The sequence below is a fragment of the Marmoricola sp. RAF53 genome, from assembly GCF_052114005.1.
Taxonomy (GTDB): domain Bacteria; phylum Actinomycetota; class Actinomycetes; order Propionibacteriales; family Nocardioidaceae; genus Marmoricola.
Window position 1 is genome coordinate 44,942 of the sequence record NZ_JBFRDX010000019.1, and the last position, 26,618, is coordinate 71,559.

General features: G+C 71.8%; 29 protein-coding genes. 12 read left to right on the top strand and 17 right to left on the bottom strand.

Annotation, left to right across the window (positions count from 1 at the left end; all coding sequences use genetic code 11):
- Positions 1–8: 8 nt before the first annotated feature.
- Both AB4Y76_RS16000 and AB4Y76_RS16005 read right to left on the bottom strand, forming a co-directional pair.
- Positions 9–473 carry a hypothetical protein gene (locus AB4Y76_RS16000; protein ID WP_441927023.1) on the bottom strand — a complete coding sequence of 155 codons (465 nt, stop codon included), beginning with the start codon at positions 471–473 and terminating at the stop codon, positions 9–11.
- Positions 470–1,939 carry an APC family permease gene (locus AB4Y76_RS16005; protein WP_441927078.1) on the bottom strand — a complete coding sequence of 490 codons (1,470 nt, stop codon included), beginning with the start codon at positions 1,937–1,939 and terminating at the stop codon, positions 470–472. The genes AB4Y76_RS16000 and AB4Y76_RS16005 overlap by 4 nt, the downstream gene beginning before the upstream one ends.
- Positions 1,940–2,129: 190 nt before the next feature.
- Between AB4Y76_RS16005 and AB4Y76_RS16010 the strand changes: the two genes are divergently transcribed.
- The 3 genes from AB4Y76_RS16010 to AB4Y76_RS16020 all read left to right on the top strand — a co-directional run bounded on the left by AB4Y76_RS16010 (position 2,130) and on the right by AB4Y76_RS16020 (position 5,549).
- The gene (locus AB4Y76_RS16010) at positions 2,130–3,449 is read left to right on the top strand and encodes a threonine/serine ThrE exporter family protein (RefSeq protein ID WP_441927026.1); all 1,320 of its coding nucleotides are present in this window, start codon (positions 2,130–2,132) and stop codon (positions 3,447–3,449) included.
- 94 nt (positions 3,450–3,543) lie between these two features.
- Complete coding sequence (locus AB4Y76_RS16015) at positions 3,544–4,047, top strand: hypothetical protein (protein WP_441927028.1); 504 nt, start codon at positions 3,544–3,546, stop codon at positions 4,045–4,047.
- A complete protein-coding gene (locus tag AB4Y76_RS16020; RefSeq protein ID WP_441927030.1) occupies positions 4,044–5,549 on the top strand; it encodes an MFS transporter in 1,506 nt (501 codons plus the stop codon). Before AB4Y76_RS16015 ends, AB4Y76_RS16020 begins: the two co-directional genes overlap by 4 nt.
- Here the strand turns inward: AB4Y76_RS16020 and AB4Y76_RS16025 are convergent.
- The 9 genes from AB4Y76_RS16025 to AB4Y76_RS16065 form a co-directional block, all read right to left on the bottom strand.
- A complete protein-coding gene (locus AB4Y76_RS16025; RefSeq protein ID WP_441927032.1) occupies positions 5,546–5,719 on the bottom strand; it encodes a hypothetical protein in 174 nt (57 codons plus the stop codon). The genes AB4Y76_RS16020 and AB4Y76_RS16025 overlap by 4 nt on opposite strands.
- A gap of 79 nt (positions 5,720–5,798) precedes the next feature.
- The gene (locus tag AB4Y76_RS16030) at positions 5,799–7,880 is read right to left on the bottom strand and encodes an alkaline phosphatase family protein (protein ID WP_441927034.1); all 2,082 of its coding nucleotides are present in this window, start codon (positions 7,878–7,880) and stop codon (positions 5,799–5,801) included.
- Between the two features lie 106 nt (positions 7,881–7,986).
- On the bottom strand, positions 7,987–8,541 hold the full coding sequence (locus tag AB4Y76_RS16035) for a hypothetical protein (RefSeq protein WP_441927035.1): 555 nt from the start codon (positions 8,539–8,541) through the stop codon (positions 7,987–7,989).
- Positions 8,542–8,686: 145 nt separating this feature from the next.
- Complete coding sequence (locus tag AB4Y76_RS16040) at positions 8,687–9,778, bottom strand: potassium channel family protein (protein WP_441927037.1); 1,092 nt, start codon at positions 9,776–9,778, stop codon at positions 8,687–8,689.
- A 3-nt stretch (positions 9,779–9,781) separates the two neighbouring features.
- Positions 9,782–10,153 (bottom strand): hypothetical protein, encoded by a 372-nt coding sequence (locus AB4Y76_RS16045; protein ID WP_441927039.1) that lies wholly within the window; start codon positions 10,151–10,153, stop codon positions 9,782–9,784.
- Positions 10,154–10,214: 61 nt separating this feature from the next.
- Complete coding sequence (locus AB4Y76_RS16050; protein WP_441927041.1) at positions 10,215–10,487, bottom strand: hypothetical protein; 273 nt, start codon at positions 10,485–10,487, stop codon at positions 10,215–10,217.
- Between the two features lie 68 nt (positions 10,488–10,555).
- Complete coding sequence (locus tag AB4Y76_RS16055; RefSeq protein WP_441927043.1) at positions 10,556–11,578, bottom strand: YihY/virulence factor BrkB family protein; 1,023 nt, start codon at positions 11,576–11,578, stop codon at positions 10,556–10,558.
- A gap of 57 nt (positions 11,579–11,635) precedes the next feature.
- Positions 11,636–12,256 carry a hypothetical protein gene (locus AB4Y76_RS16060; protein ID WP_441927044.1) on the bottom strand — a complete coding sequence of 207 codons (621 nt, stop codon included), beginning with the start codon at positions 12,254–12,256 and terminating at the stop codon, positions 11,636–11,638.
- 2 nt (positions 12,257–12,258) lie between these two features.
- The gene (locus AB4Y76_RS16065; protein ID WP_441927046.1) at positions 12,259–13,740 is read right to left on the bottom strand and encodes a glycine hydroxymethyltransferase; all 1,482 of its coding nucleotides are present in this window, start codon (positions 13,738–13,740) and stop codon (positions 12,259–12,261) included.
- Between the two features lie 287 nt (positions 13,741–14,027).
- Here AB4Y76_RS16065 and AB4Y76_RS16070 point away from each other — a divergent pair, with 287 nt between their 5' ends.
- From AB4Y76_RS16070 to AB4Y76_RS16085, 4 genes are all read left to right on the top strand, one after another.
- Positions 14,028–15,746 carry a nitrite/sulfite reductase gene (locus AB4Y76_RS16070; RefSeq protein ID WP_441927048.1) on the top strand — a complete coding sequence of 573 codons (1,719 nt, stop codon included), beginning with the start codon at positions 14,028–14,030 and terminating at the stop codon, positions 15,744–15,746.
- A gap of 7 nt (positions 15,747–15,753) precedes the next feature.
- On the top strand, positions 15,754–15,930 hold the full coding sequence (locus tag AB4Y76_RS16075; RefSeq protein ID WP_441927050.1) for a hypothetical protein: 177 nt from the start codon (positions 15,754–15,756) through the stop codon (positions 15,928–15,930).
- Positions 15,927–16,673 carry a phosphoadenylyl-sulfate reductase gene (locus AB4Y76_RS16080; RefSeq protein WP_441927052.1) on the top strand — a complete coding sequence of 249 codons (747 nt, stop codon included), beginning with the start codon at positions 15,927–15,929 and terminating at the stop codon, positions 16,671–16,673. Before AB4Y76_RS16075 ends, AB4Y76_RS16080 begins: the two co-directional genes overlap by 4 nt.
- A 77-nt stretch (positions 16,674–16,750) precedes the next feature.
- Positions 16,751–17,494 (top strand): sirohydrochlorin chelatase, encoded by a 744-nt coding sequence (locus tag AB4Y76_RS16085; protein ID WP_441927054.1) that lies wholly within the window; start codon positions 16,751–16,753, stop codon positions 17,492–17,494.
- Between the two features lie 130 nt (positions 17,495–17,624).
- Here AB4Y76_RS16085 and egtD read toward each other — a convergent pair whose 3' ends face one another.
- Both egtD and egtB read right to left on the bottom strand, forming a co-directional pair.
- Positions 17,625–18,599, bottom strand: coding sequence for an L-histidine N(alpha)-methyltransferase (gene egtD, locus AB4Y76_RS16090; protein WP_441927056.1), 975 nt, complete (start codon positions 18,597–18,599; stop codon positions 17,625–17,627).
- Positions 18,596–19,954 (bottom strand): ergothioneine biosynthesis protein EgtB, encoded by a 1,359-nt coding sequence (gene egtB, locus AB4Y76_RS16095; protein ID WP_441927058.1) that lies wholly within the window; start codon positions 19,952–19,954, stop codon positions 18,596–18,598. The genes egtD and egtB overlap by 4 nt, the downstream gene beginning before the upstream one ends.
- Before the next feature lie 155 nt (positions 19,955–20,109).
- On the opposite strand from egtB, the gene AB4Y76_RS16100 reads away from it, so the two are divergent.
- Complete coding sequence (locus AB4Y76_RS16100; RefSeq protein ID WP_441927060.1) at positions 20,110–21,306, top strand: aminotransferase class V-fold PLP-dependent enzyme; 1,197 nt, start codon at positions 20,110–20,112, stop codon at positions 21,304–21,306.
- Here AB4Y76_RS16100 and AB4Y76_RS16105 read toward each other — a convergent pair.
- The 3 genes from AB4Y76_RS16105 to AB4Y76_RS16115 are packed head-to-tail and all read right to left on the bottom strand — an operon-like array spanning position 21,284 to position 23,291.
- Positions 21,284–21,679, bottom strand: a complete 396-nt coding sequence (locus tag AB4Y76_RS16105) for a DUF3037 domain-containing protein (protein ID WP_441927062.1) — start codon at positions 21,677–21,679, stop codon at positions 21,284–21,286. The genes AB4Y76_RS16100 and AB4Y76_RS16105 overlap by 23 nt on opposite strands.
- Positions 21,676–22,440, bottom strand: a complete 765-nt coding sequence (locus tag AB4Y76_RS16110) for a HipA family kinase (protein WP_441927064.1) — start codon at positions 22,438–22,440, stop codon at positions 21,676–21,678. The genes AB4Y76_RS16105 and AB4Y76_RS16110 overlap by 4 nt, the downstream gene beginning before the upstream one ends.
- Positions 22,437–23,291, bottom strand: coding sequence for a PPK2 family polyphosphate kinase (locus tag AB4Y76_RS16115; RefSeq protein ID WP_441927066.1), 855 nt, complete (start codon positions 23,289–23,291; stop codon positions 22,437–22,439). The genes AB4Y76_RS16110 and AB4Y76_RS16115 overlap by 4 nt, the downstream gene beginning before the upstream one ends.
- 58 nt (positions 23,292–23,349) lie before the next feature.
- Between AB4Y76_RS16115 and AB4Y76_RS16120 the strand changes: the two genes are divergently transcribed.
- The 3 genes from AB4Y76_RS16120 to AB4Y76_RS16130 are packed head-to-tail and all read left to right on the top strand — an operon-like array spanning position 23,350 to position 25,410.
- Positions 23,350–24,471 (top strand): ATP-dependent DNA ligase, encoded by a 1,122-nt coding sequence (locus AB4Y76_RS16120; RefSeq protein WP_441927068.1) that lies wholly within the window; start codon positions 23,350–23,352, stop codon positions 24,469–24,471.
- Positions 24,464–25,000: a hypothetical protein gene (locus tag AB4Y76_RS16125; protein WP_441927070.1), complete on the top strand. Its 537-nt coding sequence runs from the start codon at positions 24,464–24,466 to the stop codon at positions 24,998–25,000. Before AB4Y76_RS16120 ends, AB4Y76_RS16125 begins: the two co-directional genes overlap by 8 nt.
- Entirely contained in the window at positions 25,000–25,410 is a 411-nt protein-coding gene (locus tag AB4Y76_RS16130; protein WP_441927072.1) for a hypothetical protein, read from the top strand. The genes AB4Y76_RS16125 and AB4Y76_RS16130 overlap by 1 nt, the downstream gene beginning before the upstream one ends.
- Before the next feature lie 6 nt (positions 25,411–25,416).
- Here AB4Y76_RS16130 and AB4Y76_RS16135 read toward each other — a convergent pair whose 3' ends face one another.
- A complete protein-coding gene (locus tag AB4Y76_RS16135) occupies positions 25,417–25,866 on the bottom strand; it encodes a hypothetical protein (protein ID WP_441927074.1) in 450 nt (149 codons plus the stop codon).
- 128 nt (positions 25,867–25,994) lie between these two features.
- On the opposite strand from AB4Y76_RS16135, the gene AB4Y76_RS16140 reads away from it, so the two are divergent.
- On the top strand, positions 25,995–26,618 hold a 624-nt coding region (locus AB4Y76_RS16140; RefSeq protein ID WP_441927076.1), incomplete at its 3' end, for a DUF222 domain-containing protein.

A 26,618-nucleotide genomic window follows, 5' to 3' on the forward strand; every position in this document is an offset into this window, starting at 1 on the left:
GGTCCCGCTCAGTTCTTGACGGTGTCGTCGAAGTCGAGTCCGTCGACGAACTTCTGGAAGTCCGGCAGCTCCTCGGGGCAGTAGATGCTGATCACCAGCAGCTGTCCCTTGACGACCAGGTCGTCGGCCACGATCGGCCGGGCGCCCGGCCCGGCGGCCCCGTTGAAGAGCATCCCGCGGAGGACCGACTTGGTCAGCGCCGAGGACGGGTCGTGGCAGAGCGCGCCGCCGTCGCTGCCCAGGACGCCGACGATCTGGTCCTTGTCCGGGGCGTCGTACCCGGCGGCCTGGATCGCGGCGGTCAGCTGGGTGGCCTTGGCGTCGGCCTCCTGGGTGTCCTTGTGACCGCGGTAGGCGAACAGGCCGACCACGATCAGGACGAGGATCACCAGACCGGCGAGCCCGTAGGTGATGTTCCGGTCCCGGCTGGTCGAGACGTCGTGCCCGACCTCGTGCCCCTGGAGGTAGCTCATGACTCCATCCCCTCCGCCGCGGCCAGCTCCGCGTCCGACATCTTCCAGCTCGGCTTGCGGCTCTTGTAGAACAGGAACGGCACCAGCAGGCCGAGACCGAGCGCGCCGGAGGCGACGATCCCGACGTACAGGAAAGTGCTGTCGCCACCGAACTGCGAGGACGGGACGAACCCGATCAGCAGTGCCGCGAGCGACGACACGAAGCCGACGACGCAGAGCAGGACGAGGGCCGGCGCCCGGAACCCGCGCTCGTGGTCAGGCTTGTCACGGCGCAGCCGGACGGCCGCGACGAACATGAGCAGGTACATGATCAGGTACACCTGGGTGGTGATGACCGAGAAGATCCAGTAGGCGCTGGAGACGTCCGGGATCAGCGCGTAACCGAGCGCGATCACCGTGGTGACGAAGCCCTGGACGACCAGGATGTTCTGCTGCACGCCGTGCTTGTTGAGCTGCTGCAGGTACGGCGGCAGGTAGCCCTCCTGGCGGGAGATCATCAGCAGGCCCTTGGACGGACCGGCCAGCCAGGTGAGCATGCCGCCGAGCGAGGCCGCCACCAGCATCACGCCGAAGATCGGCGTCAGCCACTGGATGCTGAAGTGCGCGAAGATCGCGTCGAAGGCCTGCATCACGCCGGCGGTCAGGGAGAGCTCCTCGGCGGGCACGATCCAGCTGATCGCCAGTGCCGGCAGGATGAAGATCAGCAGCACCATCCCCATCGCCAGGAACATCGACTTCGGGAACTCCTTGCCCGGCTTCCTCAGCAGGTTCACGTGGACCGCGTTCATCTCCATGCCCGAGTAGGACAGGAAGTTGTTGACGATCAGCACGAGGCTGGACAGTCCGGCCCAGGCCGGGAGCAGGTGGCTGGCGTTCATCGGCGCCGCCGACTCGTTGCCCTGGCCGAGGAAGACCATGCCGAGCACGACCAGGAAGACACCGGGGATCAGGGTGCCGATGATCAGGCCGCCGCTGGCCAGGCCGGCGATGCCCTTGGTCCCGCGCGAGGACACCCAGACGCCGGACCAGTAGACGACGACGATCACGCACGCGGTCCACACGCCGCTGGAGGCGAGCGCGGGGTTGATCACGTAGGCGAGCGTGCTGGCCACGAAGCCCAGCAGGCTCGGGTAGTAGAAGATCGTCATCGCGAACTGGCACCAGACCGCGAGGAAGCCCATCGGCTTCGAGATGCCCTCGGCGACCCAGTTGTAGACGCCGCCCGTCCAACCCGAGGCGAGCTCGGCGGAGACCAGCGAGGTCGGGAGCAGGAAGACGACCGCGGGCAGCAGGTAGAGGAAGACGCAGGCGAGTCCGTAGACCGCCATCGTCGGGGCGGCCCGGAGGCTGGCCACCGACGAGGTGGTCATCATCGCCAGGGCGACCCAGGAGATCCAGTTGACCGTCGGGGCGGCCGCCTTCGCCGCCGACGCGGGCACCGCGGCGCCGCCGGCGGGGACGTCCATCGCGCTCACGACCGGCCTCCGCGGCGGGTCGCCGGACTCGCGTCCGTGGGGATGCAGGCTGACATGACGCCCTCCTCGATCGCTGCCGCCCGGAGATCGGACTGCTGCCAGCCTGCACCTGCTCGATCGGCCAGATCATCACCCGTTCCGGGCGAGTACGGTCCGCGAGAGCGCCGGGCATGGTGGTCCGGTGAGCGAGCCGTCGCGGTCGAACCGGTTCTGGTCACGCGTCGCGAGCTTCGCGGCGAACGAGGCCGGCGAGGCGCCGGCCCCGGTCCCCGACCAGCCGCCGGCCGCCGTCCTCGACCTGCTCCGCCGGCTCGGCGTGGCGCTGTGCCAGTCGGGTGAGGCGGTCGACCGCGTCGGCCGGATCCTCGAGGACGTCGCCGCGGCGTACGACGCCCGCCAGGTTCGCTTCTTCGTGCTCCCGACCGGGGTCTTCGTGCGGCTCCAGATCGGCGAGTCCGCGACGATCGACTTCTCCCCCGGTTCCGTCGACCAGCTCCGCCTCGACCAGATCGACGCGCTCTACCGGCTCGTCGACCTGATCCGGCGGCGCCGGGTCGACGTCCGCGGCGCGAGCACCGAGCTGGACCGGATCCTCGCGAGCCGGCCGCGGTTCGGGCCGCTGGTCGCGATCGCCGGCACCGCGGTGCTCACCCTCGGGCTCGGCCTGCTGCTCAACCCGACCGCGTCCGCGGTGCCGGCGTACCCGGCGCTCGGGGTGCTGGTCGGGATCATGGCCTGGTGGGCGGCGCGGAGCGAGGCGCTGGCGCTGGTCCTCACGGTGTCCACCGCGTTCGTGGTCAGCTGGGCGGCGTTCGAGTTCGCCCAGCCGCTGCTGAACGCGAACGCCCTCGACCTGGTGATCCCCTCGCTGGTCACCCTGCTGCCCGGGGCGACGTTGACGATCGCGACCGTCGAGCTGTCCTCGGGCTCGATCATGTCCGGGTCCACCCGGCTGGTGTTCGGGCTCGAGCGGCTGCTGCTGCTCGCCTTCGGGATCGCCATGGGCGCCCAGCTGGCGGGCACCGCGGGGGCCGTCACCGGGTCGGCCGCTCCGCTGGGCCCGTGGGCGCCGTGGCTGGGGGTCCTCCTGCTCGGGTTCGGGCACTTCTACGCGTCCTCGGCGCCGAGCAGCGCCCTGGTCTGGCTGCTGCTGGTGCTCTCGCTCGCCTACGGCGTGCAGGTCGTGTCGGGTGAGATCCTCGGGTCGCTGGCGTCCTGCTTCGTCGCGGGCGCGGTGATCGTCCCGGTGGCGTACACCGTCCAGGAGCGCGCCGGCGGGCCCCCCGCCCAGGTGACGTTCCTGCCGGCGTTCTGGCTCCTGGTCCCCGGGGCGCTCGGTCTGGAGGGCGTGACCGAGATCCTCAGCGAGGGCCAGGCCGCGGGGATCGCCGACTTCCTGAACGCGCTGCTGTCGATCGTGGCGATCGCGATCGGCGTCCTGGTGGGCTCCGCGGTCACCGACAGCGTCGGCCGCCGGACCAGCTCGTGGCGCGGGCTCTGAACCTCGTCCGCGAACCCCGGCCTCACCCGGTTGGGGGGAGGCGGGCTCCGGCGGCGCTGGTGATGATCGCCGGAGACCGACCGGGAGGTGAGCGGTGACTGTTCGCGCTGCACGTGCGGCGGCGGGCTGCTTCCTGCTCCTCGCGGTCGGGGTGGCGGGGCCGACGGCGTACGCGGCCACGGAGGTCCCGACGCCGACGCCGACCGAGACCCCCGCTCCCACCCCGACCCCCAGCCCGACCCCGACCCCGACCCCCACCCCGACGCCGACCCCGACCCTGACCGAGGCGCCGACCGAGGAGCCGACGGAGACCGAGACGCGCACGCCGGCCCCCACCGCGACGGTGACGGTCACCGCGACCCCGGAACCGGCCCCGACGAGCGCGACGACCGGCACCGACGACCAGACCGACTGGTGGTGGTGGCTCTTCGCCGCCCTCGTCGCCGCGACCTCGGCGACCGCGCTCGTGATCGCGGTGCGCAAGCGGGACCGCGAGGTCCGCGCCGAGGACGACGAGCCCGTACCGCTCGACGCGACCCGGCAGCTGCCTGCCGTCGCGCCGGAGGACCCCACCGACCCCGAGGAGCCCGACGCATGACGAACCGCCCGTCCGCCACGACCGCGTCCGCCACGGGCGTGCTCGTCGCGACCTGCCTGTCCACCCTCGTGGTCAACGCGAACACGTCCGCGGTGAGCATCCTGCTCCCCGCGATCAGCGAGGACACCGGCATGTCGGTGACGACGCTGCAGTGGGCGGTCACCGGCTACTCACTGGTCGGGGCGGCCGTCATCGTCACCTCCGGCGCGCTCGGCGACGTCTTCGGCCGCAAGCGCGTCTTCCAGCTCGGCCTGCTCCTCTTCGTCGCCTCGTGCCTCCTGATCGCCCTGGCCCAGAGCGGCGAGATGGTCATCGCGGGACGGCTGGTCCAGGGTGCCGCCGGAGCGACGATCCTCGCCTGCGGCCTCTCCCTGCTGACGGTCGCGAACAGCGGCGAGGCGCAGATCCGGGCGGTCTCGCTCTGGGGTGCCGCGGCGGCGGTCGGCGCCGCGGCCGGCCCGCTGCTGGGCGGCCTGCTGGTCGACATCACCGGCTGGCAGGGCCTCTTCTGGGTGGACGCCGTCGTGGCCGCGATCTGCGTGCTGATCACCTACCGCGGCGTCGGCGAGTCGCGCGACCCGAACCGGTCCCGCGACATCGACTACCTCGGCGCCGCACTGGTCGCCGTCACCCTGGCCGCGCTGATCCTCGCCGTGAACAAGGGCGCGGACTGGGGCTGGGGCTCGTTCGCCACGGTCGGGTGCTTCGCACTGTCGGCCGTCGCCGGGTTCGGGTTCGTCCAGGTCGAGCGCCGGGTCCCGGTGCCGCTGCTCGACCTCGCGCTGCTGCGCAACCGGGTGCTGGTCGGCTCGACGGTCGCCATCCTGATCGGCGCCGGCACGATCAACGCGCTGATGTACGTCCTCAGCCTCTTCTTCCAGGACCCGAGCTCGCTGGGCTTCTCGCCGCTGGAGGCCGGGGTCGCGACCCTGCCCGCCACGATCGGGCTCGTCATCGTCGCGCCGCTGGTCCCCAGGATCGCCACGAAGATCGGCGGCCGCGAGACGGTGGTGCTGGGCTTCCTGGTGACGACCGCCGGGTTCGTCGTCCTCGGATTCGTCGACGACTCCTGGAAGTACGCCGCCTTCGTGCTGCCGCTGATCGCGATCGCCGTCGGCATGGGCCTCTCGAACGGGCCGTCCTCGGCGGCGTCCACCTCGTGCGTCCCGGCCAACCAGGTCGGCGAGGCCTCGGGCGTCTCGAACATGGCCCGGTACGTCGGCGCCGCGGTGGCGACCGCGGTGGCCGCGACCGTCTACGCGCAGGTGACCGCGAACCACGCCGCCGACGGCGCCTCCGCCGGCTCGGCGCTCGCCTCGGGTGTGGCCGCGACGTCCTGGGTGATGGCCGGGATCAGCTTCCTCGGCGTCGCGATGGGCGTCCTGATGGGGCGCCACCGCGCGGCGCGCGGCACGATCCACGACGCCGCCGCGTCGGCCGCGGCCGGTTCGCACACGCTGCCGACCTCGGCGACGGCCTCGGCCGACCGGGTCACCCGCTAGTCGAAGCGGACCTCGCCGCACTCGCACTCGAAGCGGGTCACCGAGAAGGTGTCGTCGTACTCGATCCCGCGGAGCTGCCAGGTGTGCTCGTGCGGCGGCACCACGCGGAGCACGGGTCGTGGCTGCGGCGACGGCTCGGGGGCGCCGGGACCGTACGGCAGTGTGCTCATCGTCCTCTCCTTCCCGTGCCGGCGCACCGGTGGCGCGCACGCCCCCCGACTGTGCCCCCGCCCGGGCCCGGCGAAACCCTCAGGCCGTCTCGGCCCGCGAGCCGGCCGGGGCCGGTGCCGGCCTCGGGGCGATCGTGCGACGGTGCCCGAGCCCCTCGAGGACCGAGACCAGGAAGCGGTGCAGCGCGTCCGCCCCCTCGAGGTCGCGGGCGGCCTCGCTGTCCAGGTCGGCCGGCACCAGCAGAACGGCACTGTCCTGCCACCCGCCGAGCCCGCCGTGGGCGCCGACCAGGTCCTCGAACGCGTGCACGTCGAGGGTGGACTCGGCGACCGAGCTGTTGACGTACAGATCGGGTGACTCCGGCATCAGCACCGCGCGGGCGAGCAGCCGCGGCGCGCGCTCCCCGTACGCCGCCAGCGGGTCGTCCCCCTCGACGGTGCCGTCGGCCAGGTTGCGCCGGCCACCGGCCCCGAGCGCCCAGGGCACGCCGTCGTCGTCGAGCCCGGCGACGAAACCGATGCCGGGGTGCTCGGTGAGACCCGGGACCAGGTGCGGCCAGCGCCGGTCGAGCTCGTCGAGGGAGAGCCGGGTCTTCTCGCGGACGTAGAAGAGCCCGAGGTTGCCGGACCCGAGGACGACCGGGCCGTCCTCGGTGGCGGTGGCGACGGCCCGCTCCTCGGCCTGGTCGCGACCGCGCTCGATGCTCTTCTCGGCCTGCGTCGCGATCCGGCCGGTGAGGCCGCCGCTGCCGGCGACGTCGCCGACCACGGACTCGGCCCGCCCCCAGCCCTCGACGGGCGCGTCGACCGTCTGCACCTTCAGGGCGATCAGCTCCTCGCAGAGCGCGCCGAGGCTCTTGCCGTAGGCGTCCTCGAAGGAGCGGCCCTGGGACTGGCCGTGGTCGGAGATCGCGATGATCCGGTAGCGCCGGGGCGCGAGCCGGGAGAGCTCCTCCAGGGAGCCGAGGACCCGGTCGACGCCGTCCAGCGCGGCCAGCGACTCGGGACGGAACATCCCGGCGTGGTGCGCGATCTCGTCGTAGTCGACGTAGTTGACGTAGATGACCTTGGTGCCGCGGCGCATCTCCTCGGCGACGAGCGCGGTGTTCACGTCGCGCAGCAGTGCGTTCGTGACCGCGCGCAGACCGGCGAAGGTCCAGCCGCGCTTCATCCGCGGCTCGAGCTTGCGGCGGTCCTGCCGCTTGGCCTGCCAGCGCTCCTTGACGATCTCGGCGAAGGTCCGGGCCAGGCTGCGGGCGAACCCCTGCGGCGCGACCACGAACCAGCCGAAGACCCGGCGGGTCGAGGTCTGGCTCATCCCGCCGCCCAGCCGGCTCATCGTGAGCATCGACCGCGGCGCGTCGCCGGTGAAGAGGTTCGAGATCGAGACGCCGTCGTCGACCAGGAGACCGCGGCCGCTGGTGCCGCGCTGCTCGATCACCGCGGCGTCGCCGGGCTTGTTCGCGACCAGCAGCCGGCCGAGCTCGCGGTCGTACCAGCGGAAGGCCGGGATCCCCTCGACGGTGCCGTGCAGGACGCCCATCTGGCTGGCCGGCGTGGTGCACGGCAGCTGCGGCGTCCACTCGTGCAGGTGGTAGCTGCCGTCGGAGAGCCACCGACGCAGGGTCGGCACCCCGCCGGACTGGACGGCCCAGTGCAGCACCGGGAACGGGACGCCGTCCATCTGCACGATGAGGAGGCCGTCCACGTCGGGGTCGGGCACCTCGGCGCCGGACCGGGACCCGCGGCGCGCGAGCGAGGCGACCAGGCCGTCGTCGGTGCCGGCGGTGACCAGCCAGGTGAGAGCGGTGCCGATGAACGCGGTGATCCAGGCGGTGCCCAGGGCCGACCAGGGCGTCGTGGTGACCCCGGGGACCGAGCGCAGGGCGACGTACATGACGAGCGCCTGGCCGGCGACGGTGACGAGCAGGATCGCGACCCAGCCGATCCGGGCGGAGAGCTCGACCAGGACGGGCCGCAGCACCATCCCGACGACTCCGGCGACCGCGGCGACCGCGACCCAGCACCACGGGGAGGTCGCGGACAGCTCGGGCTGGAGCCAGTCGGCGATCATCAGCGCGAGGACGGAGATCAGCCAGGCGAGCAGGAGCCTGCCGACGTCACCGGCGCGCAGCCGCCACCTCGAACGTGCTCGGACCATCGAACCCCCTCGGTGCAGCCCTCGCGGTGGAGGGGTGTGCTGATCGTGGCACCCGGGCGGTGCTCCCGGGGACGACCGAAACGGGTGAATCCCGGGGGCGGGGACGTCAGGCCGTGGCGCCGTGCGCCAGCGCGCGCAGGCCGTTGCGCAGGACCTCGGCGAGTGCGACGTGCGACGGGTGGTTCTCGTCCCGGGCGGCGTGGCCGGGGCAGTACGTCGGACCGTCGGGACCGAGGCCGATGCCGATGCCGGCGGCACCGCAGCCGGGCGTCAGGGAGGCCGGGTCGATCCACCGGAAGTGCGTCCAGTGCTGTCCCTCGCAGCGGCGCTCGTGGCGGCGCAACCAGCGCGAGGCGTCCGCGCCGGTGCTGTCGAATCCGTGCACCTGGCCGAACCAGCCGTCGTCGAGGAGGGCGAACGGACCCAGCTGCCAGACCGCGTGCTGGTGGATCGCGGAACCCTTGCGCTTGACCACCAGGTACCCGCTGATCGGGAGGTCGTCACGGCGGATCAGCTGCATGGCCTCGGCGACGAGCTCGGCGAGCGAGGGGGCCCGGTGGCTGCGTCCGGGGCTCTCCGGGGAGACGCGCGGCCCGGGCACGAAACCGCCCGCGCCCTGCTCGGTGGTCGCACCGGTCTGCGCCGTCGTCCCTCGCACCATGGGCGGGACGCTAGCCCGCCCGGGGGTGGGCTCCCAGCCTTTTCGGAAACTGCACTTTCCCGTTTCGGACAGATCGGGCAACCTGTTACTGGTGTGACTGGTGTGACCAACTGGTCCAGGCCAGGTCGGTCGAGGTCTGTCGAGGTCAGTCGCTCTCGTCGGCCACCATCTCGCCGTGCGTGCCCGGCCGGGGAGCCCACGGGAGCTCCTTGGACGGCCGCACCACGACCAGCCGGTCGCCCCGGGCGAGCTGGGTCACCGTCGGGTCGAAGTAGCGGTACACCTTCTCGTCGCGGAGCACCGCGAGCACCTGGTCCGGCAGGCTCTGCGGCGCCTTGCCGACCTCGGTGACGAGCAGCTCTCGCTCGGCCACCTCGAGCCCGTCGCCGTGGGTCAGCAGGTCCTCCAGCACGGTGGCCAGCGGCGGCGAGATCGACGAGAGCCCCACCAGGCGCCCGACGGCGTCGGAGGAGGTGACGACCGCGTCCGCGCCACTCTGCCGCACCAGCGGGACGTTGTCCTGCTCCCGCACGGCGGCGACGATGTAGGCCTGCGGGTTGAGCTGCCGCACGGTCAAGGTGGCGAGGACGGTGGTGTCGTCGCGCGGCGTGGTGATGATGACCTGCCGGGCCCGCTCCACCCCGGCACGGCGCAGCACCTCGCGCCGGCTGGCGTCGCCGGTGACGACCGCCAGCCCGTGCGCGTGCGCCTCGCCGAGCGCGACGCTGCTCGGGTCCACGATCACCAGCGACTCCTTGTCGGTGCCGTTGCTGATCAGGGTGTCGACCGCGCTGCGGCCCTTGGTGCCGTAACCGATGACGACGACGTGCTGCTCCATGTGCTTCCTCCAGCGTGYGGTGCGGAACATCTCCCGCCCCTGGGTCGCGAGGACCTCGAGGGTGGTGCCGATGAGGACCACCAGGAAGGCGATGCGCAGCGGGGTGATCACGAACGCGTTGACCATGCGGGCACTGTCCGAGACGGGCGTGATGTCGCCGTACCCGGTCGTGCTCAGCGTCACCGTCGAGTAGTAGATCGCGTCGAGCATCGAGATCGCGGTCTTCTCGGGGTGGGCGCTGTCGCGGTAGTTCTCGCGGTCGGCGTAGACGATCAGGACGGTGAAGACCAGGATCCCGACCGCGAGCAGGAGTCGCCGCGCCAGCTGCCACCACGGCGAGCGGTTCGAGGCGGGCAGCTTGAGCTGGCCCGGGACCAGCTTCGGCGGGGAGTCCGGCATGCCCTAGCGCACCACGGTGCCGTAGATGACGACCTCGTCGCGGGAGTCGGCGCCGCCGTCGGAGCCGTCGGCCGCGGCGCTGCCCGAGGTCTCCTGGAGCACGAACCGGAACTCGTCGCCCTCACGGGGCACGGTCGCGCCCGCCGAGTGGCTCCAGGTGCCGCAGAGCAGGCCGTCGGAGTCCGCGGCCTTCTCGTCCTTGACCGCGTCGCCCTCCAGGCAGAGCTCGGACGTCGAGCGCTGGAAGCTGGCCACCTTCGCGGTGGTCGGCTCCGGCGACCCCGGGCCGGCGACCACGCCGACGAGGTAACCGGCGAGCAGGCAGAAGGCGCCACCGGCGAGGAAGACCGGGGTCGGAAGGGTCACGTTTCCCACACGCAGAGCATGGCACGCACCGGGTCGCGGCGAGCGCAGCGACCCCCGCCCCGGACCAGGATCAGCGCGGGCGGAGCTCGATCACGTCGGCCTGCCGCGGCGTGCGCGACCAGACGTCCTCGATCGTCACCCGGTCGTCCGACCAGCGGCGCAGCACCACCCAGTCCCCCGGCCCCGGCACGCAGCCGCGGTCGCGGGCGATCCGGCCGAGCATGCAGCCGCCGTAGCTGGCCCGCAGCTCCCCGCGGTCGGTGAGGACGACCGCCACGCCGGGCTCGCCGCCGACGACGCACCCGACCCAGGGCTCGGGTCGGGTGACCCGCTCCGCGCTCATCGAGCGCCAGGTCCTACGTGGTGCATCACGGCTCCAATGTAAGCGCCCTTCCGCGGCCCCGCATGCGATTAACCCTCGGTCTCCTCGGACGGGCTCCGCCACGGGAGCACGGTGTCGAGGTTGATCCGCTTCAACATCTCCGACCGCGCCCGGGTGGTCTCCTTCTGCGGCCAGATCTGGTCGAACGCCGCGTTCAGCGCCGCGCCGATGAGGACGGCGATCGAGAGGATGTAGAGCCAGAGCAGGATCGCGATCGGCGCCGCCAGCGGCCCGTAGATCGAGGTCGAGCCCTGGGCGGTGCCTTCCAGCACCCAGCGCAGCAGCGCCGACCCGGCGATCCAGCAGAACATCGTGAACACCGCGCCCGGGACGTTGTAGCGCCAGTAGGTCCGGACCGGCACCGACACGTGGTACAGCGTCGTCAGGAAGCAGATGCACAGCAGCAGGACGATGGGCCAGTACAGCTCGTTGAGGAAGTCCATCCGCTCCGGCAGCGCCCGGTCCACCATCCCGGGGCCGGCCACCACCAGCGGGATCGTGACCACGCCGGTGAGCATGCCGAGGACGTAGAGCAGGAAGGACAACGCCCGGGTCCGGACGATCCCGCGGTGCCCGCCGAGGCCGTACATGATCGTGATGGTGTCCACGAAGACGTTGAGCGCCCGCGAGCCCGACCAGAGCGCCAGGATGAAGCCGATCGAGACCACGTCGTACCGGCCGCCGCGGAGCACGTCGTCGAGCGTGGGCCGGATGATGTCGTGGACGGTGTCCGGGGTGAGCGCCTGGGAGGACAGGTCGAGCACCTTCTGCCGGACCTCCTCGATCCGGCTGTCGCTGAACCGCTCGAAGACGTAGCCGATCGAGCCGGCGAGCGCGAAGATCAGCGGCGGCAGCGACAGGATCGCGAAGAACGCCGCCTCCGCGGCGAGCCCGGTCACCCGGTGCCGCATGCAGGTCCCGACCGTGGAGACGATCAGCCGCCACAACGCGCGCCGGACGTTCTCCAGCGTCCACCGGTGGCCGGCCGGGGCCTGGTCCTGGACGCCGGACGAGGCGTGAGCAGGCACGGGCGCGCTGCTCTGGTCGGGCATGAGGTCAACCGTACGGCGTCGGGACACACCGGCCCGGCAAGCGGACCGGGCGTGGGGCTAGTCGAATTTCACAGTGTCGAGCACCTGGCCGTAGACCGCGGGGGCCTCGACCAGGTCGCCCTGGGGCAGGAAGTACTGCAGCTGGAAGAGCTTCTGGCCCTTCTCCACCAGGCGCGCCCAGATGGTGACCGGCTGCCCCTGCGGGCTCGCCGTGTAGCGCGCGTCCCGGGCCGGGTTGCCGAGGAATTCGACGGTCTTCTTCGACTCCACGGTCCCGTCGACGTTCGCGGCGGCACCGGTGACGGCGCCGTCGAGGTCGAGGTTGGTGCCGGGCGGGTACTCGTTCATCGCCACCACGAAGGTGCCGCCGTCGGAGTCGGTGGCGGTGTAGAGCGTGATCTTGATGTCCCCGGCCTGCGTCGGCACCGTCTGCGTCGTCGACCGGGCCTTGCCGGGGAGGTCGACGGTGAAGCCGTCACCGTCCAGCCGGACCAGGTCGCCGACGGAACTGCTGGGGCTGGGGCTGGGGCTGCTGCTGGGGCTGCTGCTCGCCGAGGAGCCGGCGGACGCCGAGTGCTTCGTCGACGCCGCCTGGGGCTCGGCCGAGCTGCCGCAGGCGGCCAGCGCGGGCGCGCCGGCGACCGCGGCCACGACCGCCAGGGCGGGCAGCAGCCGCACGTTCAGCTCAGCTCCAGGCCCGGGTACAGCGGGTGCTTGTCGAGCATCTCGGCGGACTGCGCCCGGACCCGCTCGGCGACACCGTCGGCCAGCGTGTACGTCGCCTTCGACGGCGCCCCGGCCGCGGTGTTCTTCGGCGTCGTGTTCGAGAGCACGTCGACGACGAGCTCGGCGACCTTGTCGAACTCGGCCTCGCCGAAGCCCCGGGTGGTCAGCGCCGGGGTGCCGAAGCGGATGCCGGTGGTGTACCAGGCGCCGTTCGGGTCGTTGGGAACCGAGTTGCGGTTCGTGACCACGCCGGCGTCGAGCAGCGCCGACTCGGCCTGCCGGCCGGTGAGACCGTAGGAGGCGACGTCGAGGAGCACGATGTGGTTGTCCGTGCCGCCGGTGACGAGCTTCGCGCCGCGGGTCAGGAAGCCCTCGGCGAGCGACTTGGCGTTGTCGGCGATGTTCTGCGCGTAGGTCTGGAAGGAGGGCTGGCGCGCCTCGGCGAGGGCGACGGCCTTGGCGGCCATCACGTGCGAGAGCGGGCCGCCGAGCACCATCGGGCAGCCGCGGTCGACGTCGGCCGCGAACTCCTCCTGGGCCAGCACCAGCCCGCCGCGCGGGCCGCGCAGCGACTTGTGCGTCGTGGTGGTGGTGATGTGCGCGAACGGCACCGGGTTCTCGTCGCCGGTGAAGACCTTGCCGGCGACCAGGCCGGCGAAGTGCGCCATGTCGACCATGAGGGTGGCGCCGACCTCGTCGGCGATCTCGCGCATCTTGGCGAAGTTCACCCGGCGCGGGTAGGCGGAGTAGCCGGCCACCAGGACGGCGGGCTTGAACTCGCGGGCCTTCGCGCGGACGACGTCGTAGTCCAGCAGGCCGGTCTCCGGGTCGGTGCCGTACTGCTGCTGGTGGAACATCTTGCCGCTGATGTTCGGCCGGAAGCCGTGGGTCAGGTGACCGCCGGCGTCCAGCGCCATGCCGAGCAGGCGCTGGTTGCCGAACTCGTGGCGCAGCTGCTCCCAGTCGGTCTCGGAGAGCTCGTTGACGTTCTTCACGCCGTACTTCGCCAGCGCCGGGGTCTCGACCCGGTGCGCGAGGATCGACCAGAAGGCGACCAGGTTGGCGTCGATGCCGGAGTGCGGCTGGGCGTAGGCGTACGGCGCGCCGAACAGCTCGCGGGCGTGCTCGGCGGCGAGCGACTCGACGGTGTCGACGTTCTGGCAGGCCGCGTAGAAGCGGTGGCCGACGGTGCCCTCGGCGTACTTGTCGGAGAACCAGGTGCCCATCGTGAGCAGCGTGGCCGGCGAGGCGTAGTTCTCCGAGGCGATCAGCTTCAGCGAGGACCGCTGGTCGGCGAGCTCCTTGCGTGTGGCTTCCGCCACACGCGGCTCGACGGACGCGATCACCTCCAGGGCCGCGTCGTAGGCGGCGGAAGCGGTCTTGGCCAGGCTCTCCGCGCTGGTCGCAGCGGGATTCGGGGAGGTCACGTCGCTCATGGGGACAGCCTAGGGCCGCGCGCCCGGTGCGATCGGTGCCCCCAGGAGCGTTCCACGATCCGGACTACCGTCTCACGACATGAGATTCAGGTTTGTGGAAGGAGTGTCCGCAACCTGAGACTGCTCCCATGATCACCGCTGCCACCTCGACCCACCTCGTGACGCGTCGTCACGTGGACCTGGGACGTACCGGCAGCATGATCTGTTGGCCCCGCTGAACTCGCCGACCTCCCCTCCCGTGCGCAGCGCCGCGCGCGGCCCTTTCAGCGAAGGACCCCGACCAGCACATGCCTGACCTCCGCTTCAACTCCCAGCCGCCGAGCGCGACCGAGATCCCCCGCCCGAAGAGGGCCGAGGGCCAGTGGTCGTTCGGCCTGCGCGAGCCGCTGAACAAGAACGAGCAGTCCAAGAAGGACGACGACCCGCTGAACGTGCGGGACCGGATCCTCTACGTCTACTCCAAGCGCGGCTTCGACTCGATCGACCCGGCCGACCTGCGTGGCCGGTTCCGCTGGATGGGGCTCTACACCCAGCGCAAGCCCGGCATCGACGGCGGCAGGACCGGCTCCATGGAGGAGGAGGAGCTGGACGACCGCTTCTTCATGCTCCGCGTGCGCAGCGACGGCGCCCTCCTCGGCGCCCCGCAGCTGCGTGCCCTCGGCAGCATCGGCACCGACTTCGCCCGCGGTACCGCCGACATCAGCGACCGGCAGAACATCCAGTACCACTGGATCCAGATCGAGGACGTCCCCGCCATCTGGGAGCGCCTCGACGCCGTCGGGATGACCAGCCTGGAGGCCTGCGGCGACTCCCCGCGCCCGTTCCTCGGCTCGCCGGTCGCCGGCATCGCCGCCGACGAGATCATCGACGGCACCTCGGCGCTGGAGGAGATCAAGCGGCGCTACATCGGCAACAAGGACTTCTCGAACCTGCCCCGCAAGTTCAAGACCTCGCTGACCGGCCACCCCAGCCTCGACACCGTCCCCGCGGTCAACGACGTCTCCTTCGTCGGCGTGGTGCACCCCGAGCACGGCCCCGGCTTCGACCTCTGGGTCGGCGGCGGTCTCTCGACCAACCCGATGTTCGCCCAGAAGCTCGGCGTCTGGATCCCGCTCGACGAGGTCCCGGACGCCTGGGCCGGAGTCGCGGGCGTCTTCCGCGACTACGGCTACCGCCGGCTGCGCTCGCGCGCCCGGCTGAAGTTCCTGGTCGCCGACTGGGGCGTGGACAAGTTCCGCGAGGTCCTGGAGAACGAGTACCTGAAGAAGAAGCTCGTCCGGGTCGACTCACCCGAGGTCTCCACCGAGAGCGGTGACCACGTCGGCGTGCACGCCCAGAAGGACGGCAACTTCTACATCGGCGCCGCCCCCGTCGTCGGCCGGATCGACGGCGCGACCCTCACCGGTCTCGGCGACCTGGTCGAGCGCTACGGCCTCGCCGGCGCCCGGCTGACCGCGCAGCAGAAGCTCGTCGTGATCGGCGTGGCCCCGGCCGACGTCGACGCGGTCGTCGCCGGCCTGCTCGAGCTCGGCCTGGAGGCGAACCCGTCGAACTGGCGCCGCAACACGATGGCCTGCACCGGCATCGAGTACTGCAAGCTCGCGATCGTCGACACGAAGAACCGGGCCCGCGACCTGATCGCCGAGCTGGAGAAGCGCTTCCCCGACCTGGACACGCCGATCACCGTCAACGTGAACGGCTGCCCGAACGCCTGCGCCCGCACCCAGGTGGCCGACATCGGCCTCAAGGGCATGATCGCGATGGACGCCGACGGCAACCAGGTCGAGGGCTTCCAGGTGCACCTCGGCGGCGGCATCGGCCTGCACGACACCTTCGGCAAGAAGCTGCGCGCCCACAAGGTCACCAGCGCCGGCCTGGACGACTACGTCACCAACGTCGTCGACGCCTACCTCGCCCACCGCACCGACGGCGAGACGTTCGCGTCCTGGGTCGTGCGCGCCGACGAGGAGCTGCTCCGCGGCGAGAAGGCCCTGGAGAAGGCGTGATCTGACCATGACGAACCGCGCTGCGCCGAACCACTGCCCGTTCTGCGGTGACACCAACCTGTGGCCCCACGAGGGCGAGCAGGACGGTCACGGCGGCGGCTGGGAATGCCGGTCCTGCCTGCGCGCGTTCATGGTCACCATGATCGGACGACTCTCCCGCCCCTCCCTGGGAGGCGACCAGTGACCGCCCAGACGACGATCGCGGCCCGCAACAACCGGGGTTCGCGCACCGAGGGCCGCAGCAACGACGAGCTCAAGGACATCGTGTTCCAGGTCGGTGCCGAGCTCGAGCTCGCCCCGGCCGAGGACATCATCGAGTGGGCCGTGGCCACCTTCGGTCCGCGGTTCTGCGTGACCTCCTCGATGGGCGACGCGGTCCTCGCCGACCTCGCGTCCAAGGTCGCGCCGGGCGTCGACGTCGTCTTCCTCGACACCGGCTACCACTTCGTCGAGACCATCGGCACCCGCGATGCCGTCGCCGCCACCCTGCCGGTCAACCTGCTCACCATCACCCCGGTGCAGACGGTCGCCGAGCAGGACGCCGAGTACGGCCCCGAGCTCTACAAGCGCGACCCCGACCTGTGCTGCAAGCTGCGCAAGGTCCAGCCGCTGGCCGAGTCCCTGGCCGGGTACGACGCCTGGGCCACCGGCCTGCGCCGCGCCGAGACCCACAACCGGGTCATCGCGCCGGTCGTCGGCTGGGACGAGAAGAAGCAGAAGGTCAAGGTCTCTCCCCTGGCCCGCTGGACCGACGAGGAGGTCGAGCAGTACATCCTCGACAACGGTGTCCTCGTCAACCCGCTCCAGTACGACGGCTACCCCTCCATCGGCTGCTGGCCGTGCACCTCGCGCGTGGCAGCCGGGGAGGACCCGCGCAGCGGACGCTGGGCGGGCCAGAACAAGACCGAGTGCGGAATCCACCAGTAACCGATCACCAAACCCCACCCACCAACGCAGGCGACAACGGCGTCGACAGCGAGATCGAAGAGAAGGGAGGCCGGTCCATGACCGCCCCAGCCCTCATCGCCCTTGCCCACGGCAGCCGGGACCCCCGGTCGAAGGCCACCATCGAGGCGCTCGTCGCCGAGACCCGGCTGATGCGACCGGACCTGCGGATCGAGGTCGCGTTCCTGGACCACGTGCGGCCGTCCTTCGAGACCGCCGTCAACAAGCTCGTGCGGGCCCGCTTCGACGAGATCGTGGTCGTGCCGCTGCTGCTGAGCGAGGCCTACCACGCCCGGGTGGACGTCCCCGAGGTGATCGCCCAGGCGACCGCCCGTCACGAGGGACTGCAGATCCGCGCCACCAAGGTGCTCGGCCTCGAGCACGCCTTCCTCGGCGTGCTCGACAAGCGCCTGCGCGAGGCGCTGAGCGCCGCCCGGGTGCGCGAGCTGGACGCGCTGGTGCTGGCTGCCGCCGGCTCCTCGGACCCGCTCGCGAACCAGGCCGTCGCCCGGCTCGCCCGGGTCTGGGGCGCGCACCACAAGCTGCCGGTCACGGCCGCGTTCGCCTCCACGACTCCCCCGGCCACCGGTGAGGCCGTCCGTGCCTTCCGCGCCGAGGGCCGCCGCCACGTCGCCGTGGCCTCGCTCTTCCTCGCCCCGGGCTTCCTGCCCGACCGCGCCTCCGAGCTGGCCCTGGAGGCCGGCGCGGTCGCCGTCTCCGAGCCGCTCGGCGCCGACCCCGAGGTCGCCCGCACGATCCTGGCCCGGTACGCGGTCGGCGCGGTCGAGCTCGTCCCGGTGTAGGGGTTTCGAGACAGGCGCTGCGCGCCTTCCTCAACCACCGGTGGTTGATGTAGGGGTTTCGAGACAGGCGCTGCGCGCCTTCCTCAACCACCGGTGGTTGAGGAGGGCCGGCACGGCCCGTCTCGAAACCTCAGGCCTTCGTCGCCAGGGTCAGCGCGAAGTCCGCGTCCTCGTCGGTCCACACCCGGGTGACCGAGAGGCCGGCGGCCTCCAGCTCGGCGGCGATCTTGGAGACCCGGAACTTCGTCGAGATCTCCACCCGGATCTCCTCCCCGACGGCCAGGTCGAGGACCAGGTCGGCGCCGGGGATCGAGACCCGCTGCGGGACCTCGGAGCGGACCCGCAGGTCCATCCGTTCCATGTGCGGGTCCCAGAACGGGACGTAGGCGAACGAGTCCAGGTCGAAGTCGGCGCCGAGCTCGTGGTTGAGCACCCGGAGGACGTTGAGGACGAACTCCGCGGTCACCCCCTCGCTGTCGTCGTACGCCGCGATCAGCCGGTCGGCGCTCTTCACCAGGTCGGTCCCCAGCAGCAGTGAGTCCCCCGGCTCCAGGGTGTCCGCGAGCGCGCCGAGGAAGGCCCGGCGCTCCTCCTGGTAGAGGTTGCCGATGGTGCCGCCGAGGAACGCGACCATCCGCCGGCCACCGCGCGGCAGGTGCGCCAGGTGCAGGGTGAAGTCGCCGACGACCGCCGCCACCTCGACCTCCGGGTAGCGCTCGGCGATCCGGTCGGCCGCGGTCCGCAGCGTCGCCTCGGAGACGTCGACCGGCGCGAACCGCTCGAGCTGGCCGTCGGCGGTGAAGGCGTCGAGCAGGATCCGGGTCTTCTCGCTGGTCCCGCTGCCGAGCTCGACCAGCGTGGTCGCGCCGCTGGCGGTGACGATCTCGGCGGCGTGCTCGGCGAGGATCGCGTGCTCGCGGACGAACGGGTAGTACTCGGGGAGCCGGGTGATCCGGTCGAACAGGACCGAGCCGACGTCGTCGTACAGCCACTTCGGGGGCAGCCGCCGCGGGTGCGCGACCAGCCCTCGGCGGACGTCGTCCACCAGCGAGTCGCCGATGCGGTCGGGGTCGAGCAGGACGGAGACGACCGGGTCGCGGCTCACCCGCCCACCTCCGCCCGCGCCGGTGCCCCGCCGTCGGCGAGCCGCACCCCGGACAGCGCCCAGCGGGACCCGGGCGGGAAGAAGTTCCGGTAGGTGAGCCGCGCGTGCCCGGGCGGGGTGAGCGCGCAGCCCCCACGGAGCACCGTCTGCCCGGACATGAACTTGCCGTTGTACTCACCGATCGCGCCCTCGGCCGGGTGGAAGCCCGGGTAGCCGAGGTAGGCCGAGGAGGTCCACTCCCAGCAGTCGCCGTACACCTGGCGGAGCCGGGAGCCCGCCGGCGCGGCACCCGCCGCCCGGGGGTGGAAGGTCTCGGTGTCGGCCAGGTTGCCCGCGGAGCGGACCGCGTCGGCCTGGCCGTCGCTGACGACCGCGTGCTCCCACTCCGCCTCGGTCGGCAGCCGTTTGCCGGCCCAGGACGCGAACGCGTCGGCCTCGTAGTGGCTGACGTGGCTCACCGGGAGCCCGGGGTTGACCGGCCAGGTGCCGTGCAGGGTGTGCTCGAACCAGACCCCGTCGACCTGCAGCCAGTAGAACGGCGCCTCCCAGCCCTCCTCCTTGATCCGGGCCCAGCCGTCGGAGAGCCAGAGCTCGGGACGGCGGTAGCCGCCGTCGGCCATGAAGGCGAGCCACTCCTCGTTGGTCACCAGCCGGTCGGCGAGCCGGTACGGCTCGAGCCAGACCTGGTGCCGCGGGAGCTCGTTGTCGAAGGAGAAGGCACCGCCCTCGTGGCCGATCTCGACCAGCCCGCCGTCCACGTCGAGCCAGCCGAGCGGGTCGGTGCCGGTGGCGGCGACCGGGGCGCCGGCACCGGACGGGTCCGTGTAGGCCGGGCGCAGCGGGTTGACCGACAGCACGTGCTTGATGTCCATCAGCAGCAGCTCCTGGTGCTGCTGCTCGTGGTGGAAGCCGAGCTCGACGGTGCCCGCGAGCTTCTCCAGGGTGCCGCCGTCGAGGGTGCCGAGGAGGTCGCGCATCCGGTCGTCGACGTTGCCGCGGTAGACCCCGACGTCGTGCGCCCCGGGGCGCGAGATGAGGCCGCGGTGCGGGCGCGAGTACCGCGGACCGACCGCCTCGTAGTAGCTGTTGAAGAGGAACCAGTACTGATCCTGGAACGGCGCGAACGAGCGCTCGTTGCCGGCCAGCACGAAGGTCTCGAAGAACCAGGTCACGTGCGCGCGGTGCCACTTCGTCGGTGACACGTCGGCCATCGACTGGACGGTCTGGTCCTCACCGGAGAGCGGAGCGGCGAGCTGCTCGGTGTGGGCGCGGACCTCGTCGTACCGGGCGACGAGGGTCTCGGCGTCCCACGCGTCAGGCGTCGGGCCCTGGTTCGGGGCCTGGTTCGGCGTCATGCGGAGCGGACCTCCTGCGTCGCGGGTCGGGAGGGCGCACGGTGCGCCGCCGTCCGGCGACTCCTCGACCCTAGACAGGGTCACCGACAGATTTCGAGGGCCATTCCGAGGCGTCAGAAAATGTTCATGTCCGGCCCCGTCCGGTTTCGGGCAGGATGTCCCGGGTGATCGACCTGGCCGCGGAGCGCGCCCTGACCCCCGGCTGCCGGGACCACGTCTTCCTGGACAGCGCGGGCTCCTCGCTGCCGCCGCGGCCCGTCGTGGACACGATGGTCGCGCACCTGCGCCGGGAGGCGGCCGTCGGCGGCTACCGCGCCGCGAACGAGCGGATCGAGGAGCTGCGGGCGGTCCCCGCCTCGATCGGACGCCTGCTCGGCTGCGATGCCGACCTGGTCGCGCTCAGCGACAGCGCGACGAGGTCCTGGAACCAGTTCGTCACCGCGATCCGCTGGCGTCCCGGCGACCGGGTGCTGATCTGCGGCAACGAGTACGCGAGCAACGCGATCGCGCTGCTCCAGCGCGCCCGGTACGACGGCTGCACCGTCGAGGTCGTGCCCGGCGACGGCGCCGGCGGGATCGACCTGGCGCGTCTGGAGGCGATGCTCGACGAGCGCGTCCGGCTGGTCTCGCTGGTGCACGTGCCGACCAGCTCCGGCCGGGTCGCCCCGGTGCGTGAGGTCGTCGGCCTGGCCCACAGGGTCGGCGCGCTGGTGCTGCTGGACGCCTGCCAGTCCGCCGGACAGCTCGCCCTCGACGTCGAGGCGCTCGGCGTCGACGCGCTCACCGCGACCGGGCGGAAGTGGCTGCGCGGGCCGCGCGGCACCGGCTTCCTCTACGTCCGCCGCGAGGTGCTCGCCGGCCTCGAACCGGCCGCCGCCGACCTGTACGGCGCCACCTGGACCGCGCCCGACCGCTACGACCTCGCTGCGGGGGCGGCCCCGTTCGAGCTGTGGGAGACCGACGTCGCCGGCCGGCTGGGGCTCAAGGTGGCCGTCGACCACCTGGTCGCGCTCGGCCCCGAGCAGGTCGAGGCGGCCGTCCGTGCCGGTGCCGACGTGCTGCGCACCGCGCTCGCCGGGCTCCCCCGGGTGCGCGTCCACGACACCGGCACCGACCTCGCCGGGATCGTCTCCTTCACCGTCGACGGACTGGACCCGGTCCAGGTCCGCGACGAGCTCGGGCGGGCCGGCGTGACGGTGACCGTCAGCCACGCGTCCTCCACGCTGCTCGACATGACCGAACGCGGGCTCGCCGCCGTCGTCCGGGCGTCGCCGCACTACTTCGTCAGCCCGGAGGACCTGGAGGTGGCGACCGCCGCGGTCGCCGCGCTCAGCGGACCAGCAGCTCCATGAGCCGTTCCACCTCGGTAGCCGGGTCGGCGGTGATGCCGCCGTGCACCGGGCCGGGCTGGACGACGGTCGAGCGCGGCGCCTTGAGGAACCCGAAGCGGGTGCTCAGGCTGCCCGCCGCGGCCGCACCGAACCGGTCGTCGCCGCGGCAGACACCGTCCACGAAGACCAGCGCCGAGCGGACCGCGTCCACGTCGATCTCCGGCCAGAGCGCCCGTAGCCGGTCCTCGTCGAACCGGCACGCGGAGGCCAGGAAGTCCCGGTCCTGGCAGTAGGCGACGACGCCGAGGTTCACGAACTCCTCGCGGTCCACGCGGGGCACGCAGCGCAGCACCACGTACTGGTACGGCGCCCGGGTCGAGGTCGGCGCGGTCATGCCGCCGCCCGCCCGGGCAGCCAGACCTGGGAGCCGTCGCGGCGCGCCCGCAGGAACGCCACGTACGCCGCCCGCATCTCGGCCGGCGGCACCGGGCCGACCAGCCACTCCTCGGGCACCCGGGCGACGACCTCGGCGAGGACGACGTCGGTGACCGTCGCGGTGAGCTCGTCGGCGACCCCGGGCACCGCACCCAGGTGGGCGCCGAGGACGTGGTCGTCGGCCGACCAGGGCTGCTCCGCGAACCTCGACGGGTCGGTCAGCCCGCCGGCCCAGGCGTGGTGGAAGTAGAGCGAGGCGCCGTGGTCGATCACCCAGACGTCGCCGTGCCACACCAGCAGGTTCGGGTTGCGCCAGCTGCGGTCGACGTTCGCGACGTACGCGTCGAGCCAGAGCACCCGGGCGGCGTACCCGGGGTCGACGTCGACCGCCGAGTCGAACCCGAACGAGCCCGGCAGGAAGTCGACGCCGAGATTGCGCCCGAGGCTGGCGTTGAGCAGGTCCTGGACCTCCTCGTCGGCCTCGTAGCGCGCGATCGGCTCGGTGAGATCGACCTCGACCAGCCGCGGGGTGCGGAGCCCGACGGCCTCGGCCAGGCCGCTGACGACCACCTCGGCGACGAGGACCGGCAGGCCCTGGCCGGCGCCACGGAACTTGCAGACGTAGGTGCCCAGGTCGTCGGCCTCGACGATGCCGGGCAGCGAGCCGCCCTCGCGCAACGGCGCGACGAACCGGGTCGCGGTGACCAGCGGCAGGCTCACTCCCCGCCCTCGCGCTCGTTCTCGAGTCGCGCCCGCTGCTCCTCGACGTCGTAGTCCGGGGTCGGCCAGTCCAGGTCCATGGCGCGCAGCGCCTCCCGGAGCAGCTGCCCGATCGCCCAGTTGCGGTACCACTTCCGGTCGCTCGGGACGACGTACCAGGGGGCGTGCGCGGTGCTGCACCGTTCCAGCGCGGTCGCGTAGGCGGCCTGGTACTCGTCCCAGTGGCCGCGCTCGTCGATGTCCTCGGGCTTGAACTTCCACTGCTTGGTCCGGTCCTCGAGCCGGGCCAGCAGCCGCTCCTTCTGGGTGTCCTTGGAGATGTGCAGCATGCACTTGATCATCACGGTGCCGGAGTCGACGAGGTTCTTCTCGAAGGCGTTGATCGCGTCGTACCGGCGCTCGATCTCAGCCGCGTCGGTGAGCTCGTGGACCTTCACCACCAGCACGTCCTCGTAGTGCGAGCGGTCGAAGATGCCGATCTCCCCCGCGGCCGGGACCTCGCGCGAGACCCGCCACAGGAAGTCGTGGGCGAGCTCCTCCTGGGTCGGCTTCTTGAACGCCTTCAGCCGCATCCCGCCCGGGTCGAGCAGCCCTACCGCGTGCCGCAGGATGCCGCCCTTGCCGGCGGTGTCCATGCCCTGCAGCACCAGCAGCAGCCGCTGGCCGGAGCCGGTGTAGCCGGCCGCGAAGAGCTTCTCCTGCAGATCGGCCATCTCGGGGGCGAGGTCGGGCAGCTCCTTGGCCGCGTCGTCCTTGTCACCGTCGAATCCCGGCGTGGCCCGGGTGTCGAGGTCGGCCAGGTCGGTGCCCGGCCGGTAGCGCAGCGCGTCCGTGATCGGGGTCGAGGTCATGGGCCGAGCCTAGGGCTTGTCGGGCGCGGTCAGGGGTGGTCGTCAGTAGGCTCGCCGCATGGACCTCCCGGTGATGCCGCCCGTCCGCCCGATGCTGGCCAAGTCGGTGAAGGGGATCCCCGACCCGGCGAAGTTCGACGACGGCCTGCTGTTCGAGCCGAAGTGGGACGGGTTCCGCGCCCTCCTCTTCAAGGACGGTGACGAGGTCGAGATCACCTCGCGCAACACCAAGCCGCTGACCCGGTACTTCCCCGAGGTCGTCGAGGCCGCGCGGACATCGCTCCCGGACCGGTGCGTGCTGGACGGCGAGCTGTTCGTCGCGCTGAGCACGTCCGGGCGGCCGCGGCTGGAGTTCGAGGTGCTGCAGGAGCGGATCCACCCGGCCGCGTCCCGGATCGCGCTCCTCTCCGAGCAGACCCCGGCCGGGTACGTCGCCTTCGACGCCCTCGCGCTCGGCGACGACGACCTGACCGGGCTGCCGTTCGCCGAACGCCGCGCCCGCCTGGAGGAGGCCCTGTCCGGGCTGACCGGCCCGGTGTACCTGACCCGCACGACCAGCGACCCCGTCGAGGCGGAGGCCTGGTTCGAGGAGTACGAGGGGGCCGGGCTCGACGGGGTGATCGCCAAGCCTCTCGGGGCGCCGTACCAGGAGAACGCGCGGACGATGTTGAAGATCAAGCACGCCCGGACCGCCGACGTCGTGCTCGCCGGCTACCGGCTGCACAAGAACTCCACCGACGAGAAGCCGCTGCTCGGCTCGCTCCTCCTCGGCCTGTACGACGACGGCAAGCTCCAGCACGTCGGCGTCGCGGCCTCCTTCACCGAGACCCGCCGGGCCGAGCTCGTCGCCGAGCTGGCTCCCCTGGTCTGCGACATCGCCGACCACCCGTGGGGCGAATGGCGGGAGTGGGCGATCGCCAACCCGGACCGGGTCCCCGGGACCCAGAGCCGGTGGAGCGCCGGCAAGGACCTCTCCTTCACCCCGCTCCGGCCCGAGCGCGTCGTGGAGGTCGGCTACGAGCACATGGAGGGGCGCCGCTTCCGGCACACGGCCCAGTTCAAGAGGTGGCGCGACGACCGCGATCCGGAGTCGTGCGGGTACGAACAGCTCGAGGAGCCTTTGAGCTACGACCTGACTAAAGTGTTCGGTGTGAAGACCCTCGGAGGTACCCATGGCTGATTACGACGTGGTCCTGCTCGTCGAGCAGGAGCTGACGGCTCAGGACGCGGCCCAGGTGCGCAGCCTGCACGAGGGCATCGAGGACCCGGTCCTCTACCACCTGCTCGTCCCGGTCGAGGAGAGCGCGGCCCAGATCGAGTCCGGGATGAGTTCCCTCGGCGTCGGCGAGGCGTTCGTGCCGCCGTCGATGGCGATGGACCCCGAGGACATCGAGGAGCTGCAGAAGGGCATGCTCAACGAGGCCCGCTCCTGCGTCCAGGCGTCCGTCGACCAGATCGTCGCCGCCGGCGGCAAGGCCGTCGGCGAGACCGTGACCACCGACCCGATCCAGGCGCTCGCGGCCAAGGTCGCCGAGGTCGACGCCCGTGAGGCGATCATCCTGACCCGCCCGCACGTGGTCGCCGAGTTCTTCCATCTCGACTGGACCTCGCGCGCCCGCCGCAAGATCGGCGTCCCGGTCCTGCACCTGCTGGAGCACGAAACGTTCGACGAGCAGGCCGGCGAGGGCGAAGGGATCACCGGGATCTGATGGTCGTTCTCACGCCCGACGGGCGCGGGATCGAGGTACGCCGTCGCTGGCTGCCCTGGCGCCTGCGCAAGCGCAAGATCGCGCTCGACGACCTGCCGCTCGACTTCACCGACGGCCTCGAAGGCCTGGTGATCGGCATCGTCGTCGCCATCGTCTTCGTGCTCTTCGGCGGCTTCATCATCTTCGGCTTCGAAGCGATCCTCCTGCTGCTCCTGCTGGTCCCCCTCTTCGCGCTCGCGCGTATGTTCTGGATCCTGCCGTGGATCGTCGAGGCGTCGTACGGCGACACCGTGCTGGGCAAGACCGGCGTCCGCGGCTGGCGCGACTCCGAGGAGAAGATCCGCGAGCTCGCCGGCGCCTACCAGCGCGGTGAGGACCCGTTCGAGACGAAGGACCACACGGTCGGCTGACGGAGTTCAGCGACTGGCGATGCTCCCCGCGAACCGGGCCCAGAGCGCCTTCCCGATCGCCTCAGCGAACTTCCGGTGTACCCGACCGACGACGCGGACCCGGGTCGCACCGCCTTCGGGCGTCACCGACAGCACCAGCTGGTACCGCACGGTCCCGAGGAACAGGGCGAGCAGCCCGACCGGGAACCCGAAAATGGCGACCACGATGGCCCACCCGGGCGTGCGCTTGTAGGTCACGGTGTAGGTCCCGGGCAGCACCATCCGAAGCTGGACGCGCCGGGCCGTGCCGAGGAGGTCGGCCATGGCGGCATCGACCTCGGCGTACTGGACGTCGAACACGATCTCGTCGGCCACGTCGGTGACCGCATTGCCCACACCGCCCTTCGCGATGACCCAGAGCGTGGGCGCCACGACCGCGGCGAGGAAGGCCAGGAAGATCAAAGTGCTCGAGTCCACGGCGAAAGCGTAAGCCAAACGCCCCACCCCGCTGGTTGAGGAAGGCGCGCAGCGCCTGTCTCGAAACCTCTGTGGACGAGCCTAATTCCGACACCAAGACTGTCGGTCCAGGTCCGTAGATTCATCCCATGACCTCGGGCACCCTCGACGCTGGCACGGCACTGGCCGTTGCGCGTCGTGCGCGAGCCGCGGCCGATGCAGCCGAAGTCGACGTCCTCGTCTCCGCGGTCACCTGGGCGTCACTCCACACAGTCTCCGATCCGGAATTCGCGGCCACCTGGGGCGACACCCCGATCCCGCTCGCCGGCGAGGGCGCGCCGCTGGTCTCGAACTTCTGCGTCACCGAGTTCTCCGCCGCGCTCGGGATGTCGGACCGCTCCGGTCGGGCGCTGATCGCCGAGGCGATGGAGCTGGCGCACCGGCTGCCTCGGGTCTGGCACCGCATCACCACCGGGACCCTGAAGGTGTGGCGAGCGCGACTGATCGCCTCCAAGACCCTGCACCTGTCGATGGACGCCGCAGCGTACGTCGATGCGCAGGTCGCCCGGTTCGCCCACCGGATCGGGGCGGCGGAGACCGACCGGCTGGTCGACGCAGCGATCGCGACGTTCATGCCCCAGACCGCCCGGGAGATCGCCGAACGTCGCGCTGATCAGCGCCACGTGACCGTGGACCACCACCAGGTCTCCTTCGAAGGCACCAGCCTGATCCACGGCGAGCTCGACCTGGTCGATGCCCTCGACCTCGACGCC